General features: G+C 57.2%; 15 protein-coding genes and 1 riboswitch. Of the genes, 5 read left to right on the forward strand and 10 right to left on the reverse strand.

Annotated elements, in window-relative coordinates:
- Positions 1–6: 6 nt before the first annotated feature.
- Genes ACSOSI_RS22585 through ACSOSI_RS22595 form a run of 3 tightly spaced genes read right to left on the reverse strand, consistent with a single transcriptional unit; the run spans position 7 to position 2,714 of the window.
- Positions 7–501 carry a PTS sugar transporter subunit IIB gene (locus ACSOSI_RS22585; protein ID WP_012146979.1) on the reverse strand — a complete coding sequence of 165 codons (495 nt, stop codon included), beginning with the start codon at positions 499–501 and terminating at the stop codon, positions 7–9.
- Positions 502–510: 9 nt separating this feature from the next.
- The gene (locus ACSOSI_RS22590) at positions 511–939 is read right to left on the reverse strand and encodes a PTS sugar transporter subunit IIA (RefSeq protein ID WP_126501831.1); all 429 of its coding nucleotides are present in this window, start codon (positions 937–939) and stop codon (positions 511–513) included.
- Between the two features lie 5 nt (positions 940–944).
- Positions 945–2,714 (reverse strand): class I mannose-6-phosphate isomerase, encoded by a 1,770-nt coding sequence (locus ACSOSI_RS22595; protein WP_476706205.1) that lies wholly within the window; start codon positions 2,712–2,714, stop codon positions 945–947.
- A 214-nt stretch (positions 2,715–2,928) separates the two neighbouring features.
- Here ACSOSI_RS22595 and ACSOSI_RS22600 point away from each other — a divergent pair, with 214 nt between their 5' ends.
- The gene (locus ACSOSI_RS22600) at positions 2,929–3,954 is read left to right on the forward strand and encodes a LacI family DNA-binding transcriptional regulator (RefSeq protein ID WP_261137922.1); all 1,026 of its coding nucleotides are present in this window, start codon (positions 2,929–2,931) and stop codon (positions 3,952–3,954) included.
- 15 nt (positions 3,955–3,969) lie between these two features.
- Here ACSOSI_RS22600 and ygiD read toward each other — a convergent pair whose 3' ends face one another.
- Positions 3,970–4,752 carry a 4,5-DOPA-extradiol-dioxygenase gene (gene ygiD / locus ACSOSI_RS22605; protein ID WP_476706206.1) on the reverse strand — a complete coding sequence of 261 codons (783 nt, stop codon included), beginning with the start codon at positions 4,750–4,752 and terminating at the stop codon, positions 3,970–3,972.
- 206 nt (positions 4,753–4,958) lie between these two features.
- On the opposite strand from ygiD, the gene zupT reads away from it, so the two are divergent.
- Entirely contained in the window at positions 4,959–5,726 is a 768-nt protein-coding gene (gene zupT, locus ACSOSI_RS22610; protein WP_261277183.1) for a zinc transporter ZupT, read from the forward strand.
- A gap of 62 nt (positions 5,727–5,788) precedes the next feature.
- Here the strand turns inward: zupT and ribB are convergent, their stop codons facing one another.
- On the reverse strand, positions 5,789–6,442 hold the full coding sequence (ribB, locus tag ACSOSI_RS22615) for a 3,4-dihydroxy-2-butanone-4-phosphate synthase (RefSeq protein ID WP_012146985.1): 654 nt from the start codon (positions 6,440–6,442) through the stop codon (positions 5,789–5,791).
- Positions 6,443–6,552: 110 nt separating this feature from the next.
- A riboswitch (FMN riboswitch) is annotated at positions 6,553–6,714 on the reverse strand.
- A gap of 146 nt (positions 6,715–6,860) precedes the next feature.
- Between ribB and ubiK the strand changes: the two genes are divergently transcribed.
- Complete coding sequence (gene ubiK, locus ACSOSI_RS22620; protein WP_012146986.1) at positions 6,861–7,139, forward strand: ubiquinone biosynthesis accessory factor UbiK; 279 nt, start codon at positions 6,861–6,863, stop codon at positions 7,137–7,139.
- A gap of 29 nt (positions 7,140–7,168) precedes the next feature.
- Here the strand turns inward: ubiK and yjeH are convergent, their stop codons facing one another.
- From yjeH to ACSOSI_RS22640, 4 genes are all read right to left on the reverse strand, one after another.
- Positions 7,169–8,422 (reverse strand): L-methionine/branched-chain amino acid transporter, encoded by a 1,254-nt coding sequence (gene yjeH, locus ACSOSI_RS22625; protein WP_017894056.1) that lies wholly within the window; start codon positions 8,420–8,422, stop codon positions 7,169–7,171.
- 25 nt (positions 8,423–8,447) lie between these two features.
- Positions 8,448–9,878, reverse strand: coding sequence for a bifunctional D-glycero-beta-D-manno-heptose-7-phosphate kinase/D-glycero-beta-D-manno-heptose 1-phosphate adenylyltransferase HldE (gene hldE / locus ACSOSI_RS22630; RefSeq protein WP_012146988.1), 1,431 nt, complete (start codon positions 9,876–9,878; stop codon positions 8,448–8,450).
- Between the two features lie 93 nt (positions 9,879–9,971).
- Entirely contained in the window at positions 9,972–12,809 is a 2,838-nt protein-coding gene (gene glnE, locus ACSOSI_RS22635; protein WP_112363702.1) for a bifunctional [glutamate--ammonia ligase]-adenylyl-L-tyrosine phosphorylase/[glutamate--ammonia-ligase] adenylyltransferase, read from the reverse strand.
- A gap of 45 nt (positions 12,810–12,854) precedes the next feature.
- Positions 12,855–14,162, reverse strand: a complete 1,308-nt coding sequence (locus ACSOSI_RS22640) for a CYTH domain-containing protein (protein WP_476706207.1) — start codon at positions 14,160–14,162, stop codon at positions 12,855–12,857.
- A 280-nt stretch (positions 14,163–14,442) separates the two neighbouring features.
- On the opposite strand from ACSOSI_RS22640, the gene ACSOSI_RS22645 reads away from it, so the two are divergent.
- The gene (locus tag ACSOSI_RS22645) at positions 14,443–15,063 is read left to right on the forward strand and encodes a TIGR04211 family SH3 domain-containing protein (protein ID WP_012146991.1); all 621 of its coding nucleotides are present in this window, start codon (positions 14,443–14,445) and stop codon (positions 15,061–15,063) included.
- Positions 15,064–15,186: 123 nt separating this feature from the next.
- Positions 15,187–16,431 carry a multifunctional CCA addition/repair protein gene (locus ACSOSI_RS22650; RefSeq protein ID WP_261099296.1) on the forward strand — a complete coding sequence of 415 codons (1,245 nt, stop codon included), beginning with the start codon at positions 15,187–15,189 and terminating at the stop codon, positions 16,429–16,431.
- A 39-nt stretch (positions 16,432–16,470) separates the two neighbouring features.
- Here the strand turns inward: ACSOSI_RS22650 and bacA are convergent, their stop codons facing one another.
- On the reverse strand, positions 16,471–17,295 hold the full coding sequence (gene bacA, locus ACSOSI_RS22655; protein ID WP_012146993.1) for an undecaprenyl-diphosphate phosphatase: 825 nt from the start codon (positions 17,293–17,295) through the stop codon (positions 16,471–16,473).
- Between the last annotated feature and the right edge of the window lie 83 nt (positions 17,296–17,378).

Raw genomic sequence — 17,378 nt, forward strand, 5'->3', positions numbered from 1 at the left:
TCAGGCTTATTTGAGTTTCTTTTTTGCGTCCAGCCAGCTGAAATGGCTGGCGTCAGGGACTAAACGGAATTCGATGGCATGTCCTTGTTCGGCAAGGAAATCGAAAGCCTCTGTCTCTGCCGCGTTCACGGATTGATTCGGGCCGATGGTCACCGTTTCCTTGCGGGCAGACATCGGCCCGACGTTAATTTTCTTGTTACGATTACTCAGATCGATCCCCGCCTCTATCAGCCTGCGCAGCGTGACCGGCGATTTGCCGATCACGAAGTACTGCTTGTCGCTGGCGATCACCTTCGGCAGTTTTTCTATCGCCTGCTGCACGGTAAACAGCCACACTTTCGTGTCCTGCACCGCCCCCTTCATCACCGATGACAGCAACGGGTCTGCCGCCACCTCATCATCGATCGCCACAATACCGTCGCAAGGCAACTCCTTCGCCCAGCGGGTGACCAGTTGACCGTGAATGACCCGGTCGTCGATACGTACAAATGAAATGGCCATCTTCTCTCCTCAGAAATCGTCCAGTTGCGCCGTTACCGCCGGACGGGCAACGGCAATCGCCTCACCCGCCAGCGCTACCAGCTCCTGTGCCGCCTGGTGAACGTCCTTTTCTTCCAGCAATTCGGCACTCATCAACAGCATCGGGAAATTCACGCCGGTCACCACGGCCATCGGCACCGGCGTTTGGGGATCAAAAGCGTGGCGGCAGGCCACGTTGTAGGGCGTACCGCACAGCATGTCGCACAGCACCAGCACACCGTCCGCACCCGCACTCACCCGCTGCAATTCGTCGGCAAACTCCTGTTTAAAGGCTTCGATACCGGCACCTTCGCTCAGGCCTACATGGCTGGTCCCCGGCAGATCACCGTAAACCATACGTGCGCTGCTCATCAGCGCCTCGGCCAGCGGGCCATGGGAGGTCACTATCACTTTCAACATAATGCTTATCCCCTTACCCAGGCTTTGATGGTGCCCAGGGTTTTGCCCAGGCTGCGACCATGGGGGCTGATACGGTATGGCCCCACGGCGGCCGGTACGATAAAGGTTTCGGCGTAATGCACCACAAAGGGCGCGAAATGGCCCTCAGGGCTTTCAATTACCGCCTCTTCCCCTTCAACCAAATTCAGTACGTTCACCCGGCCTTCGGTATGGTGCAGCACCGGTTCACTGAACCAGTGACGACGGGTTTCGATAAATTCGCGCTCGTGCAAACCGGTTCGCTCTTCCTGCCAGCCCGCACCTTCAGCAACCTGTTCAATACGGTTCACCAGGTGATCCTTCGCCCAGGTGGTGTCGCACTGCCAGTTGATCACCTGTTCGCCATGCTGCAGATGCACCGGGCGTGGCTGACCATCCAACCCCAGGCGGCCCCAGTCCCACAGTTTGAAGGTGAAAATATATGGCGTCGCGCTGATCTCCAGCACCATGGAGCCGGAGCCGGAACAATGCACCGTCCCCGCCGGGATCAGGAAATGGTCGTGTTTACGCGCCGGAAAACGATTAACAAAACGCTGGTCATCGAAGGGCTTTTCACCGCTTTGGGCAGCGGCCAGGTCGGCCATCATCGCCTGCGGTTCGGTGCCGTTTTTCACTCCCAGGTACACCTCAGCCCCCGGCTCTGCCGCCAGAATGTAATAGCTTTCATCCTGGGTGTAGTGCATACCGAAATGCTGTTGGATATATTCCGTCAGCGGGTGCACCTGGAAACTGAGATTTTGCCCACCGACGGTATCGAGCAGATCAAAGCGGATCGGGAATTCGGCGCCGAAGCGGGCATGCACCTGCTCACCCAGCAAGGGGCGGGGATATAACAGCACCAAATCCTGTGAGGGGATCTCGACCCGAACGTCACCAAAACGCATTAGCAGGCTGTTTTCCTCGGGCACGCAGTCAAAACACCATGCGTAGTTGGCTGCCGTCGGGTCGAGATCGAACTGTTGTTTCATCCACTGGCCGCCCCAAATGCCAGGGTCAAAAAACGGCACCACGCGGAATGGGCGTTGGGTAGCCTGCTGCAATCCGGCGTGGAAAGCCGTGCCGGTCACCAGCTTGGGTTGGCCTGCCTGATTGGTATCCAACACAAAATCGGCACGCTGCAGCAACGGGGTTTTATGACGATCGAAGACTCGCCATTCCACGAAGAATGCCCGCTTGTAACGGCGCAGCACGTCTTCGTCCACATTATTCACCCCCCAGTTGCCCAGTTCGCCGCGACGGAAACGCTGCTGTATTTCCCAGCGGGCCATATCGGCATACACCAGCACATCGGCTTCGGCGATCAGCGCCGCGCCCGGCCCGTAAACCACCACCAGCCCACTGTCTACGCTCGCAATTTGATCGCGCAATTGCTGGACGCGCTCGGCATCAAAAAACTCGGGCATTTCATGGCACGACAGCACGCCAAACACACGGTCATCCGTTAAATTGCGCTCAATCATCGCGTGGATGTGCGACTCATCGTATTTAGCCGACTCGGCGTTGATGCTACTGACCGGTTGCAGAGGATGAATAAAATTCTCGGTTAGCTCTGCCAGGCTCACCCCATGGTAGCAATCCACCACCAACAGGGTTTTGCGCAACCCAAGAGTGGCAATCTTGTGGCTGACGGCGGCGGCCACTGCCTGCCAGCCCTGCCAGGCGGCATGATCAAATCCCTGCACTGCCACTTCCGGAGACTTGTCATAGCTTGTTGATTTATGCTGTTGCTGTGTCATATTCTTCTGCCTATGAACTGAATACATAGAAAAAGATTAATCGATTAACCGAAGACAAAATAGGCTGATTAACGAGATTAACCTCTTACAATCGATAATAACCCCATAAAAAACCAAACTTTCGTGACGCGAGTCACGATTTATCGGCAGGGTTTTACAAAACAAGGTTAATCGTTATACCTTGCCGTGACAGTCGGCACCGACAGGAGATGAAATGAGCACAATAACCTTGGCGGACGTCGCCGCATTTGCAAAAGTCTCCACCGCGACGGTATCGATGGTATTGCGCAACCGTGGTCGCATATCGGACGCCACCCGCAAGCGCGTACTGAGCGCCATTGATGAGCTGGGCTATGTCTACAATCAGACCGCCGCTAACCTGCGCAATCGCAGCAGCAACCAGGTCGGCCTACTGCTGCACGACATCACCAATCCGTTTTATGCGGAGATGACCGCCGGGCTGAGCCAGGAGATGGAGCGTCATCAGTTGATGCTGTTTCTGGCTAACAGCGAAGAGTCTGCCGACAGGCAGCAAAAATTTGTCGACTCCCTGTTGCAGAACAATACCAGCGGCATGGTGCTGTGCGCCGCAAGACAAACGCCACCGCTGTTTTTTGAAACGCTGAAACGCCGCAAGATACCGGCCATTATGGTAGTCCGCCCGGTGGCCGATGCGCACTTTGACTTCGTCGGCACCGATAACTTCCTGGGCACTCAATTGGCGACTCAGCATCTGCTGAATCTGGGGCATCGTCATATCGCCTTTATCGGGGGATCCATCAGCTCGACTACCCGCGCACAACGGCTGGGCGGCTACACCAGCAAGCTGGTAGAGCACGGTATCGCGGTCAACGGAGAATGGATTGTGGATAGCGAGGCCAGCCAAAGCTCCGGAGCCATGGCGGCGGAACAGTTACTGAAAGCCCATCCGGAAATCACTGCGGCCTTATGCTATCAGGACATTGTCGCGCTGGGGGTGATGCAGACATTGCGCAAACTCAACCGCCAGATTGGCCGTGATTTTGCGCTAATCGGTTTTGATGATATTACCGAAGCCTCGCTGGTGCAGCCGGGTTTGACCACCGTATCGGTGGCTTCACGCGAGATTGGCCGTAAAGCCGGGGAACTGTTGTACAGCCGTATTCAGGGTAATGATGAGCCGCCAAAACGTATCATCCTGCCGCCTTCTCTGGTGATCCGCGAGTCCTGCGGTTTTGCAGATAAATCCACGCCAGCCTGAGCTGGCGTGAATGATCTAGCCGATCTGCACTGACAGCATGCTCAATGAGCTCATCTCAATGCCATCGACCGGCACGGTGATCGCTTCCTTGCCGTCCCAACCGCCAAGCACATACAGCAGCGGCAGGTAGTGCTCCGGCGTCGGGTTCGAAAGCGCTGCGCCCTCATGCTGCATGAAATTCACCAGAGGGTGGTTATCACCATGATAATTAAGGTTATCCCGCACAAACTTGTCGAACGACGTGGCCCACGGATAAGGTGTCGCGTCACCCTGCCATTTCACCATCCGCAGGTTATGCACCACGTTACCGCTGGCTACGATCATGATCCCCTGTTCGCGTAACTCCGCCAGCCTGCGGCCCAGCTCATAATGGTATTCCGCCGGCTGAGTACCGTCGATGCTGAGCTGCACCACCGGAATGTCCGCCTCAGGGTACATTTTGATCAACACGCCCCAGGTACCGTGATCCAACCCCCATTCACTGACGTCAGCCTTGACGCGAGTCGGTTCCAACACCTGCTGGACCTGCGCAGCCAATTCGGGAGAGCCGGGAGCCGGATACTGGGTATCAAACAGCGCCTGTGGGAAACCACCAAAGTCATGGATGGTTTTCGGTTTTTCCATCGCAGTAACGGCGGTGCCACGGGTATACCAGTGAGCGGATACGGCAACGATGCCCTTCGGACGTGGCAAGGTTTCACCCAACGTACGCCATGCCCGGGTGTAGCGGTTTTCTTCCAGCGCGTTCATCGGGCTACCGTGGCCGAGGAAAAGTGCTGGCATACGAGAGGTTTTCATACAGGATCCTTGGTTGGTCGCAATACATTCTGTGGACCAGACTACGCCGTTTGCCGAGGTAAAACAGCCGGATAACCATGATGATGATCTTCAATAAATTTGAATGGTTAAAACAATGGAAGCAATCAGCCAAATCCACTCGATTTATGCGCTTACTCTGTTAGTATCAGAAAATAAACAACAATTTCAGCATAAGGGAGACAACCATGTCCGTACCGCTACTCCTGACCTTGCTGGCCGGCGGCGCCACCTTTGTCGGTGCCCTGTTCGGCATTATCGGCCAGAAGCCATCCAACCGAATGTTGGCGTTTGCACTCGGCTTTGCCGCCGGGATTATGCTGTTGATATCGCTGATGGAAATGCTGCCCGCGGCGCTGCACACCCAGGGCATGTCGCCCATGCTGGGCTACGGCATGTTCATGCTTGGCCTGCTGGGTTATTTTGCGCTGGACCGGATGCTGCCACACCAGCACCCGCAAGATTTACTGCAGAAACCACTCCAGCCGCACAACCTGAAACGCACTGCCGTGCTGCTGACGCTAGGCATCAGCCTGCACAACTTTCCGGAGGGCATCGCCACCTTCGTGACCGCCAGCGCCGATCTGGAACTGGGGATGGGCATCGCGCTGGCCGTCGCCATTCACAATATCCCTGAGGGTCTGGCGGTCGCCGGGCCGGTTTATGCCGCGACCGGCTCAAAGACCAAGGCGTTGCTGTGGTCGGGTATTTCCGGCATGGCGGAAATTCTCGGCGGCGTGCTGGCATTTCTGCTGCTCGGCCCGATGATATCGCCGGTGGTGATGGCGTCGATTATGGCGGCAGTCGCCGGTATTATGGTGGCGCTGTCGGTCGATGAGCTGATGCCGTTGGCGAAAGAAATTGATCCGAACAATAACCCGAGTTACGGCGTGCTGTGCGGAATGGCGGTGATGGGATTCAGCCTGACGTTATTGCAAAGCGGCGGGATCGGTTAAGCCTTTTAAGCCAAAAAAAGCCGCATTCGCGGCTTTTTTATATTCAGAAAATCAGTCCGATATCAGCTGGCTTTCTGCTCGTGTGCCTGGCGGTAGGCCACCAGATCTTCGATGGTCAGCACGGTCATATCATGCTGTTTGGCGAACAGGATAACTTCTGGCGCATGCGCCATGCTGCCGTCATCGTTGGTCAGTTCACACAGCACGCCGGCAGGTTTGAAACCGGCCATTGATACCAAATCGATAGTCGCTTCGGTATGACCACGACGGCTCAGGACGCCACCCGGCTGCGCACGCAGTGGGAACACGTGGCCAGGGCGGTTCAGATCGCTCGGCTTGGCGTTATCGGCTACCGCCGCGCGAATGGTGGTCAGGCGATCGGACGCGGAAACACCGGTCGTCACACCCTGCGCCGCTTCGATAGTCACGGTGAAGGCGGTCTGGAACTGGCTGGAGTTGTTGGTCACCATCATCGGCAGCTCAAGCTGCTGACGACGTTCTTCGGTGAGACACAGGCACACAATACCGCTACCGTGGCGAATGGTCAGCGCCATCTGCTCAACGGTCATGGTTTCTGCGGCGAAGATCATATCACCTTCGTTTTCACGATTTTCATCATCGAGCACCATCACACCGCGCCCATTGCGCAATGCTTCAAGAGCGCGTTCTACGCGTTCTACCGGCGTGCCGAAATCTGAAAGTAGGGTCTGATTCATGGTAAAAAACCTCATTAGAAAATTATGGATTACCAGAACCAGGGCGATCTTGAGGAGTAGCTAGCAATAGCTAAAAAAATAACGCAAGCGGGCGCAAACCCGGCAGATACCGTTACTCTCTCCCATCCGGACTATAACCGTCGGCCCCGGAATTACACCGGATCTGCTGACCTCTAACCAAACTGCAAGAGACTGGCTGAGCGCTCGCGGGCTTTCACCGTAGAAGGTGATTTACCGCCGGTGGGGACTTGCACCCCGCCCTGAGAATAAGCCTCTCGACTATAACGCTAATGATTAATCAGGGCAATTGGCAAAAGCACAATTCGGCCAGCCGCAGGGAATGCGGTTAAATAGTTTATCCGGCGGGCAACTCGCATTACACTAGGCAACAGCAATTAAACTCTGAAAGGGATACGCCATGATTGACCCGAAAAAAATTGAACAGATCGCACGTCAGGTGCATGAGTCCATGCCTAAAGGCGTGCGCGAATTCGGGGAAGACGTTGAGAAGAAAATCCGTCAGGTGTTGCAGTCACAGCTCACCCGTCTGGATTTGGTCAACCGCGAAGAGTTCGACGTGCAGACCCAGGTACTGCTGCGCACCCGTGAAAAACTGGCGTTGCTGGAACAGCGTATGAGCGAGCTGGAAAGCAAGCTGAACGCCACGCCTGCTGCGCAACAGCCAGACGCCGAATAAGTTACCGTTAAGGGCGCGATACTGCGCCCTTATTGCGGTTTGAGCGCCGCCTGAGCCTTAAGCCGCAACACCAGCCAAATCAGCGCGAACATTCCCAGCGCATACAGGCTTTTCCAGCCGATAATCACCATCAACAGCACACACAGCCCTAATCCTGTCGCCGCCATTAGCCGCGAACGCCCGTGCAAAATTCGACAGCCCGCCAGCATACACAGCAAATAGATCAGCACAAAGATGCCATTGGCATACACCAGCAGCGTATCCAGCGGCAGCTTCAGCGTATAAATCAGCAAAGTGAACAGCAAACAGCTGCCCACCACCGCGCTTAATGCATTGACCGGTGCCTGTCCGGCAGACAGCCTGGCCAGCGCGCTGGCCGGACGATCCTGCGCCTGTGACCACACCAGCCGGGCGAAGCTTTGGGTATAGATATTAACGCTGGCAAAGCAGGCCAGATAGCCAATGATACAGGCCACCCACAGCGCATGCTGACCAAACAGTTGCACCACGATACCCGGCAATGACGCAGCCGCCGCCTGATGCTCACCGTAGGCGTGGAAATGCAGCACCGCCACGGTACAGCCCCAGTACACCGCCCCGGCGACCAACATGCCAAACAGAAGTGCACGCGGAAAATCGCGTTCAGGGTTACGAAACTCGGTCGCCAGATGGGCAAATGCCTCCAGGCCCACAAAGCACCAGAACATCACTGCCAGCGCATGGAACAGATTGGGCGAGGAGATTTCGTTGATTGCCGGCCAGGGAATTTGGGACAGTGAGATGTCGCCACGCCACCAGATAGCGGCCACCAGCGCTACCACCAGAACGGCGATTAGCGTTTGAATATTGGCACTGGAGCCCGCGCTGCGCGTGCCTAAAAACCAAATCATCACCAGCGTGGCAATTTGCACCAACAGCAGGCCATTGGCGCTCCAGCCGAAAGTGGCCTGCCAAAAACCGGCGGCAATCTGCAGCGCCGCCGGCAGGCCAACCGGAATAACCGACAAAAACAGCCAGCCGGTGACTTTCGCCATGCGCGGACCAAAGGCCAGCCCGACAAAATGCGCGGCACCAGCCGCACTGGGGAAATGGCGGCCCAAAGCCGCAAAGGCAATGGCGATCGGGAAAACCAGGATAATCAGCAGCGGCCAGGCCCACAGACTATCGCCCTGTGCCACCTGTGCTGCCAAAGCCGGAACGGCAAATACGCCGGTACCCAGCAGTGAAGTGGACAATAGCCCAACGCCCTGCGCCAAACTCAGCTCTTGCTTCAGTCCACTCACTGCCCACCGCCGTTTTCAGCGAACGTTAGCCACGCCCGTCTTTGATTGCCTTGATGATGTTGGTGGTCGATAGGCCGTCTTCAAAGTTCAGCACTTTTACGTCGCCGCCATTGGCCCATACCTCGGTACTACCGGCGATATCTTCAGGCTTGTAATCGCCGCCTTTCACCAGCAGATCCGGCAGGATATCGGCGATCAGGCGTTGTGGCGTATCTTCTTCGAACGGCACCACCCAATCCACCGCTTCCAGCGCACCCAGTACAATCATGCGGTTTTCCAGCGCGTTGACCGGACGGGTTTCGCCTTTCAGACGTTTAGTGGAAGCATCGCTGTTCACCGCCACAATCAGGCGATCGCCCAGCTTGCGGGCATTGGCCAGATAAGAGACGTGACCGGCATGCAAAATGTCGAAGATGCCGTTGGTCATCACCACTTTTTCACCGCGCTGACGGGCTTGCGCCACGGCGGTTTTCAATTGGGCCTCGGTCATTACGCCAAAGCCGGTTTCAGCCCGGCCGCGTACCGCGTTTTCCAGCTCGATTGGTGAAACGGTCGAAGTCCCCAGTTTGCCTACCACCACGCCGGCTGCGGCATTGGCCAGGAAACAGGACTCTTCCAACGTGTTGCCGGCAGCCAGTGCCGCGGCCAACACGCCGATAACGGTATCGCCGGCACCGGTAACGTCAAACACTTCCTGCGCCAAAGTGGGCAAATGCAGCGGCGCGATGCCCGGCTGCAGCAGCGTCATGCCGTGCTCGGAACGGGTGACCAGCAGTGCAGAAAGCTCAAAGTCCGCCACCAGCTTCATGCCGCGCTCAACCAGTTCGGCTTCGTCTTTGCAGTGACCGACCACCGCTTCGAATTCGGACAGGTTTGGCGTCAGCAACGTTGCACCGCGATAACGCTCAAAATCAGAACCTTTTGGATCGATCAGCACCGGCACCTTGGCGGCACGCGCCAGTTGGATCATGCTTTGCACCTGGCTCAGCGCGCCTTTGGCGTAATCTGACAGCACCAGTGCGCCAATCTGCGGCAATGCCTGCTGGATACGTTCCAACAGCGGCTGCGGATCGACGTTTGAGAAACCTTCTTCGAAATCGAGACGGATCAATTGCTGGTTACGCGACAGCACGCGCAGCTTGGTGATGGTCGGGTGCGTCGGCACCGAGACAAAATCACAGCGCACGTTGACTTCATTCAGCTTGGCGCTCAGCGCCCGCGCAGCATCATCAATACCGGTCAGGCCCACCAGGCGTGAATTGGCGCCCAGCGAAGCAATGTTCATCGCTACGTTAGCCGCACCGCCGGGACGCTCTTCAATGGTTTCAACCTTGACCACCGGCACCGGCGCTTCCGGTGAAATGCGGCTGGTCGGCCCATACCAATAGCGATCCAACATGACGTCACCCACCACCAATACCCCGGCGCGGCGAAAATCAGGCAGTGTAACTTTCATCCGATAACTCCAAAAAAGTACAAAATTTTAGTGGCGCAGATATTACCACAGACGTCTGTAATAGCTGCAAAACGTATTGCGCAACCGGCCTGCTCAGCCCAGCCACTTCGCCCAACTGGCGCGGACTTGTTCACGTTCGGCGGCGAATTGCCCATTGCCAACCTTGCCGGAATGCTCCTGCAACGCCAGATGATGGATCTCATCGCGCATGGTGACGTAAGCCTGAGTCAGCGCACGCGCTTCCTCTTCCGGCATGATGTCGTAATTGGCCATCAGTTCGAAAATGCGCACGTTATCAGACCAGCGCGTCAGGCGCGGTTCGGCGGCCGCATAGCCTAAGACCAGATACTGGGCAATAAATTCGATATCGGTGATCCCGCCCTCGTCGGCTTTGATATCAAACAGTTCACGCTGCTTGTTGCCAAGGTGATTGCGCATTTTCTCACGCATCTCACGCACCTCGCGTTTCAGCGTTTCCAGGTCACGCGGTTTGCACAGGATCTCCCGGCGGATAACATCAAACTGCTGATGCAACAGCGGATCGCCATGCACGATGCGTGCCCGTACCAGCGCCTGATGTTCCCAGGTCCAGGCTTCGCTCTGCTGATAATCGGCAAAGGCTTCGACGGTGCTGACCAACATGCCGGCCGCACCCGACGGCCGCAGGCGGGCGTCCACTTCATACAAAATACCGGACGAGGTACGGGTGCTGAACAGGTGCATCACCCGCTGTGCCAGACGCAGATAAAACTGACGGCCGTCAATGCTGCGATCGCCGTCGGTCATCACCTCTGGCGGACAATCGAGGATAAACACCAGGTCAAGATCGGAACTGTAACCCAGTTCCCAACCGCCCAGCTTGCCGTAGCCAATCACCGCAAAACCGCGCCCTTCACGCTCCTGCAAATGGGTTGGCTGGCCATAGCGTGCGACCATATCGTTCCACGCCTGCTGTACCACGGTGTCGATAATCGCCTCCGCCAGATAGGTGAGGTGATCGCTCACTTTCATCACCGGCAGCGCACCAGAGATATCCCCGGCGGCAATACGCAGCTGTTGCGCCTGTTTGAACTGGCGCAGCGCTTCCAGCCTTTGCTCTTCGTCGTCCTCCGGCACCCGCAGCAGGTACTGGCGCAGCTCGCTGCGGTAGGCATCCGGGGCCACCGGCTGATACAACGTCGCCGGCTCCAACAGCTCATCGAGCAGCAGCGGATAACGCGACAGCTGGTTGGCCACCATCGGCGAAGCGGCACACAGGCGAATCAAATGGCTAAGGGCCGCATGGTATTCCACCAGCAGCTCAAGGTAGGTGGTACGGGTCACGATGCTCAGCAACAGCTGGGTCAGCCTGAGCAGTGCGGTCGGCGCGTCCTGACGCGGACAGACTTCCGCCAGCAGGCGCGGCATCAGTTGATCGAGCACATCACGACCGCGCGGGCCGATGGTGCGTTTGTCGACGTCATGCCGAAATTCAGCGATGGTGCGCAGCATTTGTCTGCGCGCCTCTTCATCCAGATGTGGCGTCAACGGGGCCAGTTCGTTCTCTTCCAGCGCGTCCTGCCACAGACTGTGATAGTGCTGATAATCGGGATCTTCGCCAACGTCGGGGCTATCATCGCCAATCAGGTCGTTAAATACCGCCCTGACCGCCTGCATATGGTTATCCAACGCCAGCAGCAGGGCCGACCAGTCGTCGAACCCCATGCCCCAGGCCAGCCGCGCCTGATCGAGTTCATCTTGCGGCAGCGTTTGCGTTTGTTGATCGGCAATCGCCTGCAGCAGGTTTTCCAGCCGGCGCAGGAACAGGTAACTGGCACTCATCGCCTGTACCTGTTGCGGCTCCAGCAGCCCCAGTTCCCCCACCGCCTGTAGCGTCGGCAGCAACGAGCGCCCTTGCAACGCCGGCTCACGCCCGCCGCGGATCAGTTGGAATACCTGGGTGATAAATTCAATTTCGCGGATGCCACCGGCACCCAGTTTGATATTGTCTTTTAGCCCGCGCCGCCGGACTTCACGGGCGATCATGCCTTTCATATTGCGCAGCGATTGGATCACGCTGAAATCGATATAGCGACGGAAGACAAACGGCCGCAGGGTTTTGCGCAGTTCTTCGCTGTAGGCGTCTTCCGAGCCGCCCATCAGCCGCGCCTTGACCATCGCATAACGTTCCCAGTCACGGCCCTGCTCCTGGTAATAATCTTCCAGCGCGGCGAAGCTCATCACCAGTGGGCCGCTGTCGCCGAACGGCCGCAGCCGCATATCCACGCGATAGACGAAGCCGTCGATGGTTTGCTGATCCAGCGCCTTGATCAGCCGCTGCCCCAGACGGGTGAAGAACTGGGCGTTATCCAGCTCACGCCGCCCGCCCTGGGTCTGGCCGTTTTCCGGGTAAGCAAAGATCAGATCGATATCGGACGAAAAGTTCAGTTCACCGCCGCCCAATTTCCCCATACCGAGGATCAGCAACGGCTGCGGCACGCCCTGAGCATTGCATGGAGTGCCCCACTCACGGCAGCAGGTTTGGTACAGCCAGTCGCGGGCGCTGACAATCAGCGTTTCCGCCAGCCCACTCAGCTGCAACAGCGTTTCTTGCGTGCTGCATTGGCCCAGCGCCTGCGCCCAGGCGATCCTGACCAGCGTCTCGCGGCGAAACAGGCGCAGTGCACGCATCAGTTGCGCTTCGTCACGCACCTCTTCCAAATCATCCTGCAGCCAGGCGGCATAATGTTGCCACTCGTCCGCCACCGGCGGTTGCTTGCGCAGCGTCGCCAGCCATTCCGGCTGGCTCTGCAACATGTCGCAGACAAAGTCGCTCGACGCCAAAACCCACAGTTCCTGGCTGCTGAGCGCGCAGTCCGCGCCCTGAGTTTCCTGAAAACGCTGCACGATGTTCTGTGCCTGAGTCTGTAACGCTGCTGAAAGTGGCAACATAGTGAATGATCCAATCGAAGGCCTGCGCCTGGCAGGCCAGCTTAGTTAGCGGAGCGCGCCGTTTAACCAGAATGGCGCATGCGATAAGGCCTGCTTGCGGCTGCCTTCGTACCAGCCCTGGCGCCGTTCGGCCACCGCCAGTTGCAGCTCGCGCCAGCCGTCAATGTAAGGGCCGGTTTCGTCGTCAGGGTAAGCCCCAGACAGCAGGATAAATGCCGAGACCTGACGCGTCAGACGCGGCAGCTGTTCCTCGTATTCGTCATCGTTCAGCGTGCGGGTAAAGGCTTCTTTCAACTCGGCGGCGCTGCGCCCCAGCATAATGTCGCTGAAACGTTTGAAGGAACCGTCAAGCTTGGCCTGCGCCTTGGCATCGATAAAAGGTTTCCAGGCAGCGGTCACCAACCACGATGTGAGCGCCAACTTACATTGCAGATATTCCGCGCTATAGCACAACTCCTGTGGCTGAGTGGTTTTATCAATCAGCAGCGGCTCCAGTGCAGTCAGCCGGGCGCGCAGATCGGCGCTGGCCTTGCGGGGGACCAGGCCGCCGAAAATCACCAGTGCCTGGCGGATCAGCGCAATCGCCTCCATCACGGAACGACGGGCCTGAGTATCGCCACGCAACCACAGTTCTTCGTGATACTGCCAATGGCTCAAACCCAGTTCGAAACTGGCTATCATCCCTTGCTCAACGCTGGATTTCGCGGCCGGTTTCAATACCGCCAATGGATGACGTTCGCGCGGGACGTTGCCCTGCGCCAAATGATAACCCCGCGCCGCCTTGCTCAGGCTGCCCTGACGCAGGCCGCCGTGCTCCGCCAGTGCGTTGGCCAGCGCCAGCAAATCGGCGGTATTGCCTTCTTTCAATTCCAGTTCGATTTCGCACAGCGCTTCGCTCAGCTCACCGGCTTTCACTTCACCCTGGTCAAGACCAACCTCAATCTCGCTCTTACCGTAAGTGACCACCCACTTCTCACGCACGAAATCGGTGCGGAACAGCGGTTGTAACGCCTGCTGCAACGCCGGGATATCACAACCCTGCGGCCAGATATCTGCCGGGAACCGATCCAGCGCCAGCTCCGGCGTGGCAATCGCCACATTATATTCCGGACGCTGATGCAAGCCCGCCACCACCTTGCCGGCGGTTTTGATAGTCATTTCATAACTGTCGTCGAACCCGCGGATACGTAACCCCATATCCTGACCACGCAGGAAATTGTCGGCGGTTTCGAAATAAATATTGGTCAGTTTTTGCGGTGCGGAATGCTGATTCGGCCAGGCAGCCAGTTGCTGCGGCAAGGCGGCAACCGCATCCGGGGTGGCAATAAATTTCAGTTCTATTTCAACGGTCATAAGTCTTTTACACCAATAAGTTACGCATTCGCGTCAGCCTTCACGGCGGCGGGCCTGGCCTGCCACGTTCTGCCCGGTGACGCACAGTTGCCGTTATCTTACCGCGATTCCCGGCGCCTTAACCCTGCTAACTGCAGAAAAAACCTGTTACGTTATAAAACGCTGCGCAACTCACAGAATCTGCCACAGTAAGATAGTTCTCATTCCGGTTTTAGCGTTGCGTCGTCAGACTGAACGCTCTACTATCGTTCCCATAAATTCACACAGAAACGATGAACTAATGCAGAAATTACGCCTGATTTGCCTTGCCGTGCTGAGCTTCAGCATCACTTGGGGCGCCCATGCCGAAGATAAACGCTATATCTCCGATGAATTGAATACTTACGTCCACAGCGGCCCGGGTAATCAGTACCGTATTGTCGGCACCTTGAACGCCGGTGAAGAAGTGACCCTGTTGAGCGTAAACGACAGCACCAACTATGGCCAGATCCGCGATGCCAAGGGCCGCAACACCTGGATCCCGTTGGATCAGCTTAGCCAGACCCCAAGCCTGCGCACTCAGGTGCCCGCGCTGGAGCAGCAGGTCAAAACCCTGACCGATAAACTGGCCAATATCGACAACAGCTGGAACCAGCGTACCGCTGAAATGCAGCAGAAAGTGGCCGGCAGTGACAGCACCATCAGCGGCCTGCAGCAGGAAAACCAGGATCTGAAAAACCAGCTGGTAGTGGCGCAGAAAAAGGTTAACGCGGTTAACCTGCAGCTCGACGACAAACAGCGCACCATTATCCTGCAGTGGTTTATGTACGGCGGCGGCGTGGCTGGCGTAGGCCTGCTGTTGGGTCTGCTGTTACCACACCTGATCCCGCGTCGTAAAAGCAACAACCGCTGGATGAACTGATTAAAGTATCGTTCGGTTTGAGATTGGGCGCCTGCGGGGCGCCCTTTTTATTGGTTTCGGCAGCGCCCCGCTAATTGAGGTAATCTGGTCAACAGAGCCTTAGGATAAATTCAGGAGTTAACAGTGAAGACTTACCTGGTCGGCGGTGCCGTCCGCGACAGCTTGCTTGAGATACCGGTAGTCGACCGCGACTGGGTGGTGGTAGGTGCTGCGCCTTCCGAGCTGACAGCCCTGGGCTATCAACAGGTCGGTAAAGACTTCCCGGTGTTTCTCAACCCCAAGACACATGAAGAATATGCGCTGGCGCGCACCGAGCGGAAATCCGGCCAGGGCTATACCGGTTTTACCTGCTACGCCGCGCCGGACGTAACGCTGGAAGAAGATTTGCAACGGCGCGATTTAACCATCAACGCCATTGCCCGCAGCGCCGACGGTGAGCTGATCGACCCTTTCAACGGCGTGGCCGACCTGCAAGCGCGAGTACTGCGCCACGTGTCCGATGCCTTTGGTGAAGATCCGTTGCGTGTACTGCGCGTGGCGCGTTTCGCCGCCCGCTTCGCCCATTTGGGTTTTAGCATCGCGCCGGAAACCGCCGAGTTGATGCGTCAGATGGCACGCAGTGGTGAACTGGCCGCGCTGACGGCCGAGCGGGTATGGAAAGAAACCGAGAAGGCGCTGCAAAGCCAGAGTCCACAGGTCTATTTTCAGGTACTGCGTGACTGCGAGGCGCTCGGCGTGCTGTTCCCGGAGATCGACGCGCTGTTCGGCGTACCGGCCCCCGCCAAATGGCACCCGGAGATCGACACCGGCATTCATACCCTGATGACGCTGGCTATCGCTGCCCAGCTCAGCCCTGAAGTGGACGTGCGCTTCTCCGCACTCTGTCACGACCTCGGCAAGGGGCAGACGCCAAAAGAGCTCTGGCCGCATCACCACGGTCATGGACCGGCGGGCGTTCTGTTGGTCGAAGCACTGTGCCGGCGGCTGCGAGTCCCCAATCCTGTGCGCGATCTGGCCAAGCTGGTTGCCGAATATCACGATCTGATCCATACGGTAAACAAGCTGCGCCCTGAGACCTTGCTGAAACTGTTTGATGCGGTCGATGTTTGGCGCAAACCGCAGCGGCTGGAACAGATGATCCTCACCAGCGAAGCCGACGCTCGCGGCCGTACCGGCTTTGAAAACAACCCTTATCCGCAGGGCGACTATCTGCGCCAGGCGTTTCAGGTGGCGAATGCGGTATCGGTCAAAGAGGTGGTGGCCAGCGGCCTGCAAGGGCTGGCTGTCCGCGACGAGCTGAAACGCCGCCGCCAACAAGCGCTGGCCGAGTGGAAACAAACTCAGGATATCCCTCTCGATCAGGCATAAAAAAACCCCGCAGCGCGGGGTTTCTTATTGATGCTCGGCTTACATGAAGACCATGTAAACCACGCCGGCCACGATAAAGCGATAGATGGCAAACGGCACAAACGAGATGCGTTTGATCAGCGTCAGGAAGGTCTTGATCGCGATCAGTGCTACCACGAAAGCAGTGGCAAAGCCGACTGCAAACATCGGTAAATCGCCCATCGTCAGGAAGTGCAGACTCTTGTACAAATCCAGCCCACTGGCACCAATCATCATCGGCACCGCCAGAATGAATGAGAACTCCGCAGCCGCGTAACGATTCACGCCCACCAGCATGCCACCGGCAATGGTGGAACCTGAGCGGGAGAAGCCCGGCCACAGTGCCAGACATTGGAAGCAACCAATCATAAACGCCTGGCGGTAGGTGATGTCATCAAGCCCTTCAGCACTCGGCTTTTTCGGCTTCAACCATTCCGCTGCCAGCAGCAGGAAACCACCCACTACCAGCGCATACATCACGTTTTTCGGTGCAAACAGCGACTTGATAACGTCATGGAACAGCAGCCCCAGCACCACCGCCGGGATCATCGCCAGCAGAATATGGCCCAGTTTCAAATGGCCCGTCGTTTTGCCTTCATGCTCAACCGGCTTACCACCGAAATGAATGCCGATCAGCCCGAACAGGCGACGCCAGAACATCACCACTACCGCCAGAATCGACCCCAGCTGGATGATCACCTCAAAAGTTTTGGCCTTATCGCCAGTGAAACCCAGCCACTCGCCGACAATAATCATGTGCCCGGTTGAAGACACCGGTAAGAATTCAGTTAACCCTTCGACCACCCCAAGAACAAACGCAATAAACAGTGAATGCATGTCCGCCATGTGCTTCGATCACCCTATAAATTTACGGCTATAAACATAAAAAAGCGGCAGTGTTCAATACATTGCCGCTAAAACAATTCTCA

This window comes from Serratia sp. AR11, from assembly GCF_056376275.1.

Bases quoted from the DNA above. Each gene is read 5' to 3' on its own strand.
- ACSOSI_RS22585 (WP_012146979.1), bottom strand. From the start codon at position 501: ATGGCCATTTCATTTGTACGTATCGACGACCGGGTCATTCACGGTCAA.
- ACSOSI_RS22590 (WP_126501831.1), bottom strand. From the start codon at position 939: ATGTTGAAAGTGATAGTGACCTCCCATGGCCCGCTGGCCGAGGCGCTG.
- ACSOSI_RS22595 (WP_476706205.1), bottom strand. From the start codon at position 2,714: ATGACACAGCAACAGCATAAATCAACAAGCTATGACAAGTCTCCGGAA.
- ACSOSI_RS22600 (WP_261137922.1), top strand. From the start codon at position 2,929: ATGAGCACAATAACCTTGGCGGACGTCGCCGCATTTGCAAAAGTCTCC.
- ygiD (WP_476706206.1), bottom strand. From the start codon at position 4,752: ATGAAAACCTCTCGTATGCCAGCACTTTTCCTCGGCCACGGTAGCCCG.
- zupT (WP_261277183.1), top strand. From the start codon at position 4,959: ATGTCCGTACCGCTACTCCTGACCTTGCTGGCCGGCGGCGCCACCTTT.
- ribB (WP_012146985.1), bottom strand. From the start codon at position 6,442: ATGAATCAGACCCTACTTTCAGATTTCGGCACGCCGGTAGAACGCGTA.
- ubiK (WP_012146986.1), top strand. From the start codon at position 6,861: ATGATTGACCCGAAAAAAATTGAACAGATCGCACGTCAGGTGCATGAG.
- hldE (WP_012146988.1), bottom strand. From the start codon at position 9,878: ATGAAAGTTACACTGCCTGATTTTCGCCGCGCCGGGGTATTGGTGGTG.
- glnE (WP_112363702.1), bottom strand. From the start codon at position 12,809: ATGTTGCCACTTTCAGCAGCGTTACAGACTCAGGCACAGAACATCGTG.
- ACSOSI_RS22640 (WP_476706207.1), bottom strand. From the start codon at position 14,162: ATGACCGTTGAAATAGAACTGAAATTTATTGCCACCCCGGATGCGGTT.
- ACSOSI_RS22645 (WP_012146991.1), top strand. From the start codon at position 14,443: ATGCAGAAATTACGCCTGATTTGCCTTGCCGTGCTGAGCTTCAGCATC.
- bacA (WP_012146993.1), bottom strand. From the start codon at position 17,295: ATGGCGGACATGCATTCACTGTTTATTGCGTTTGTTCTTGGGGTGGTC.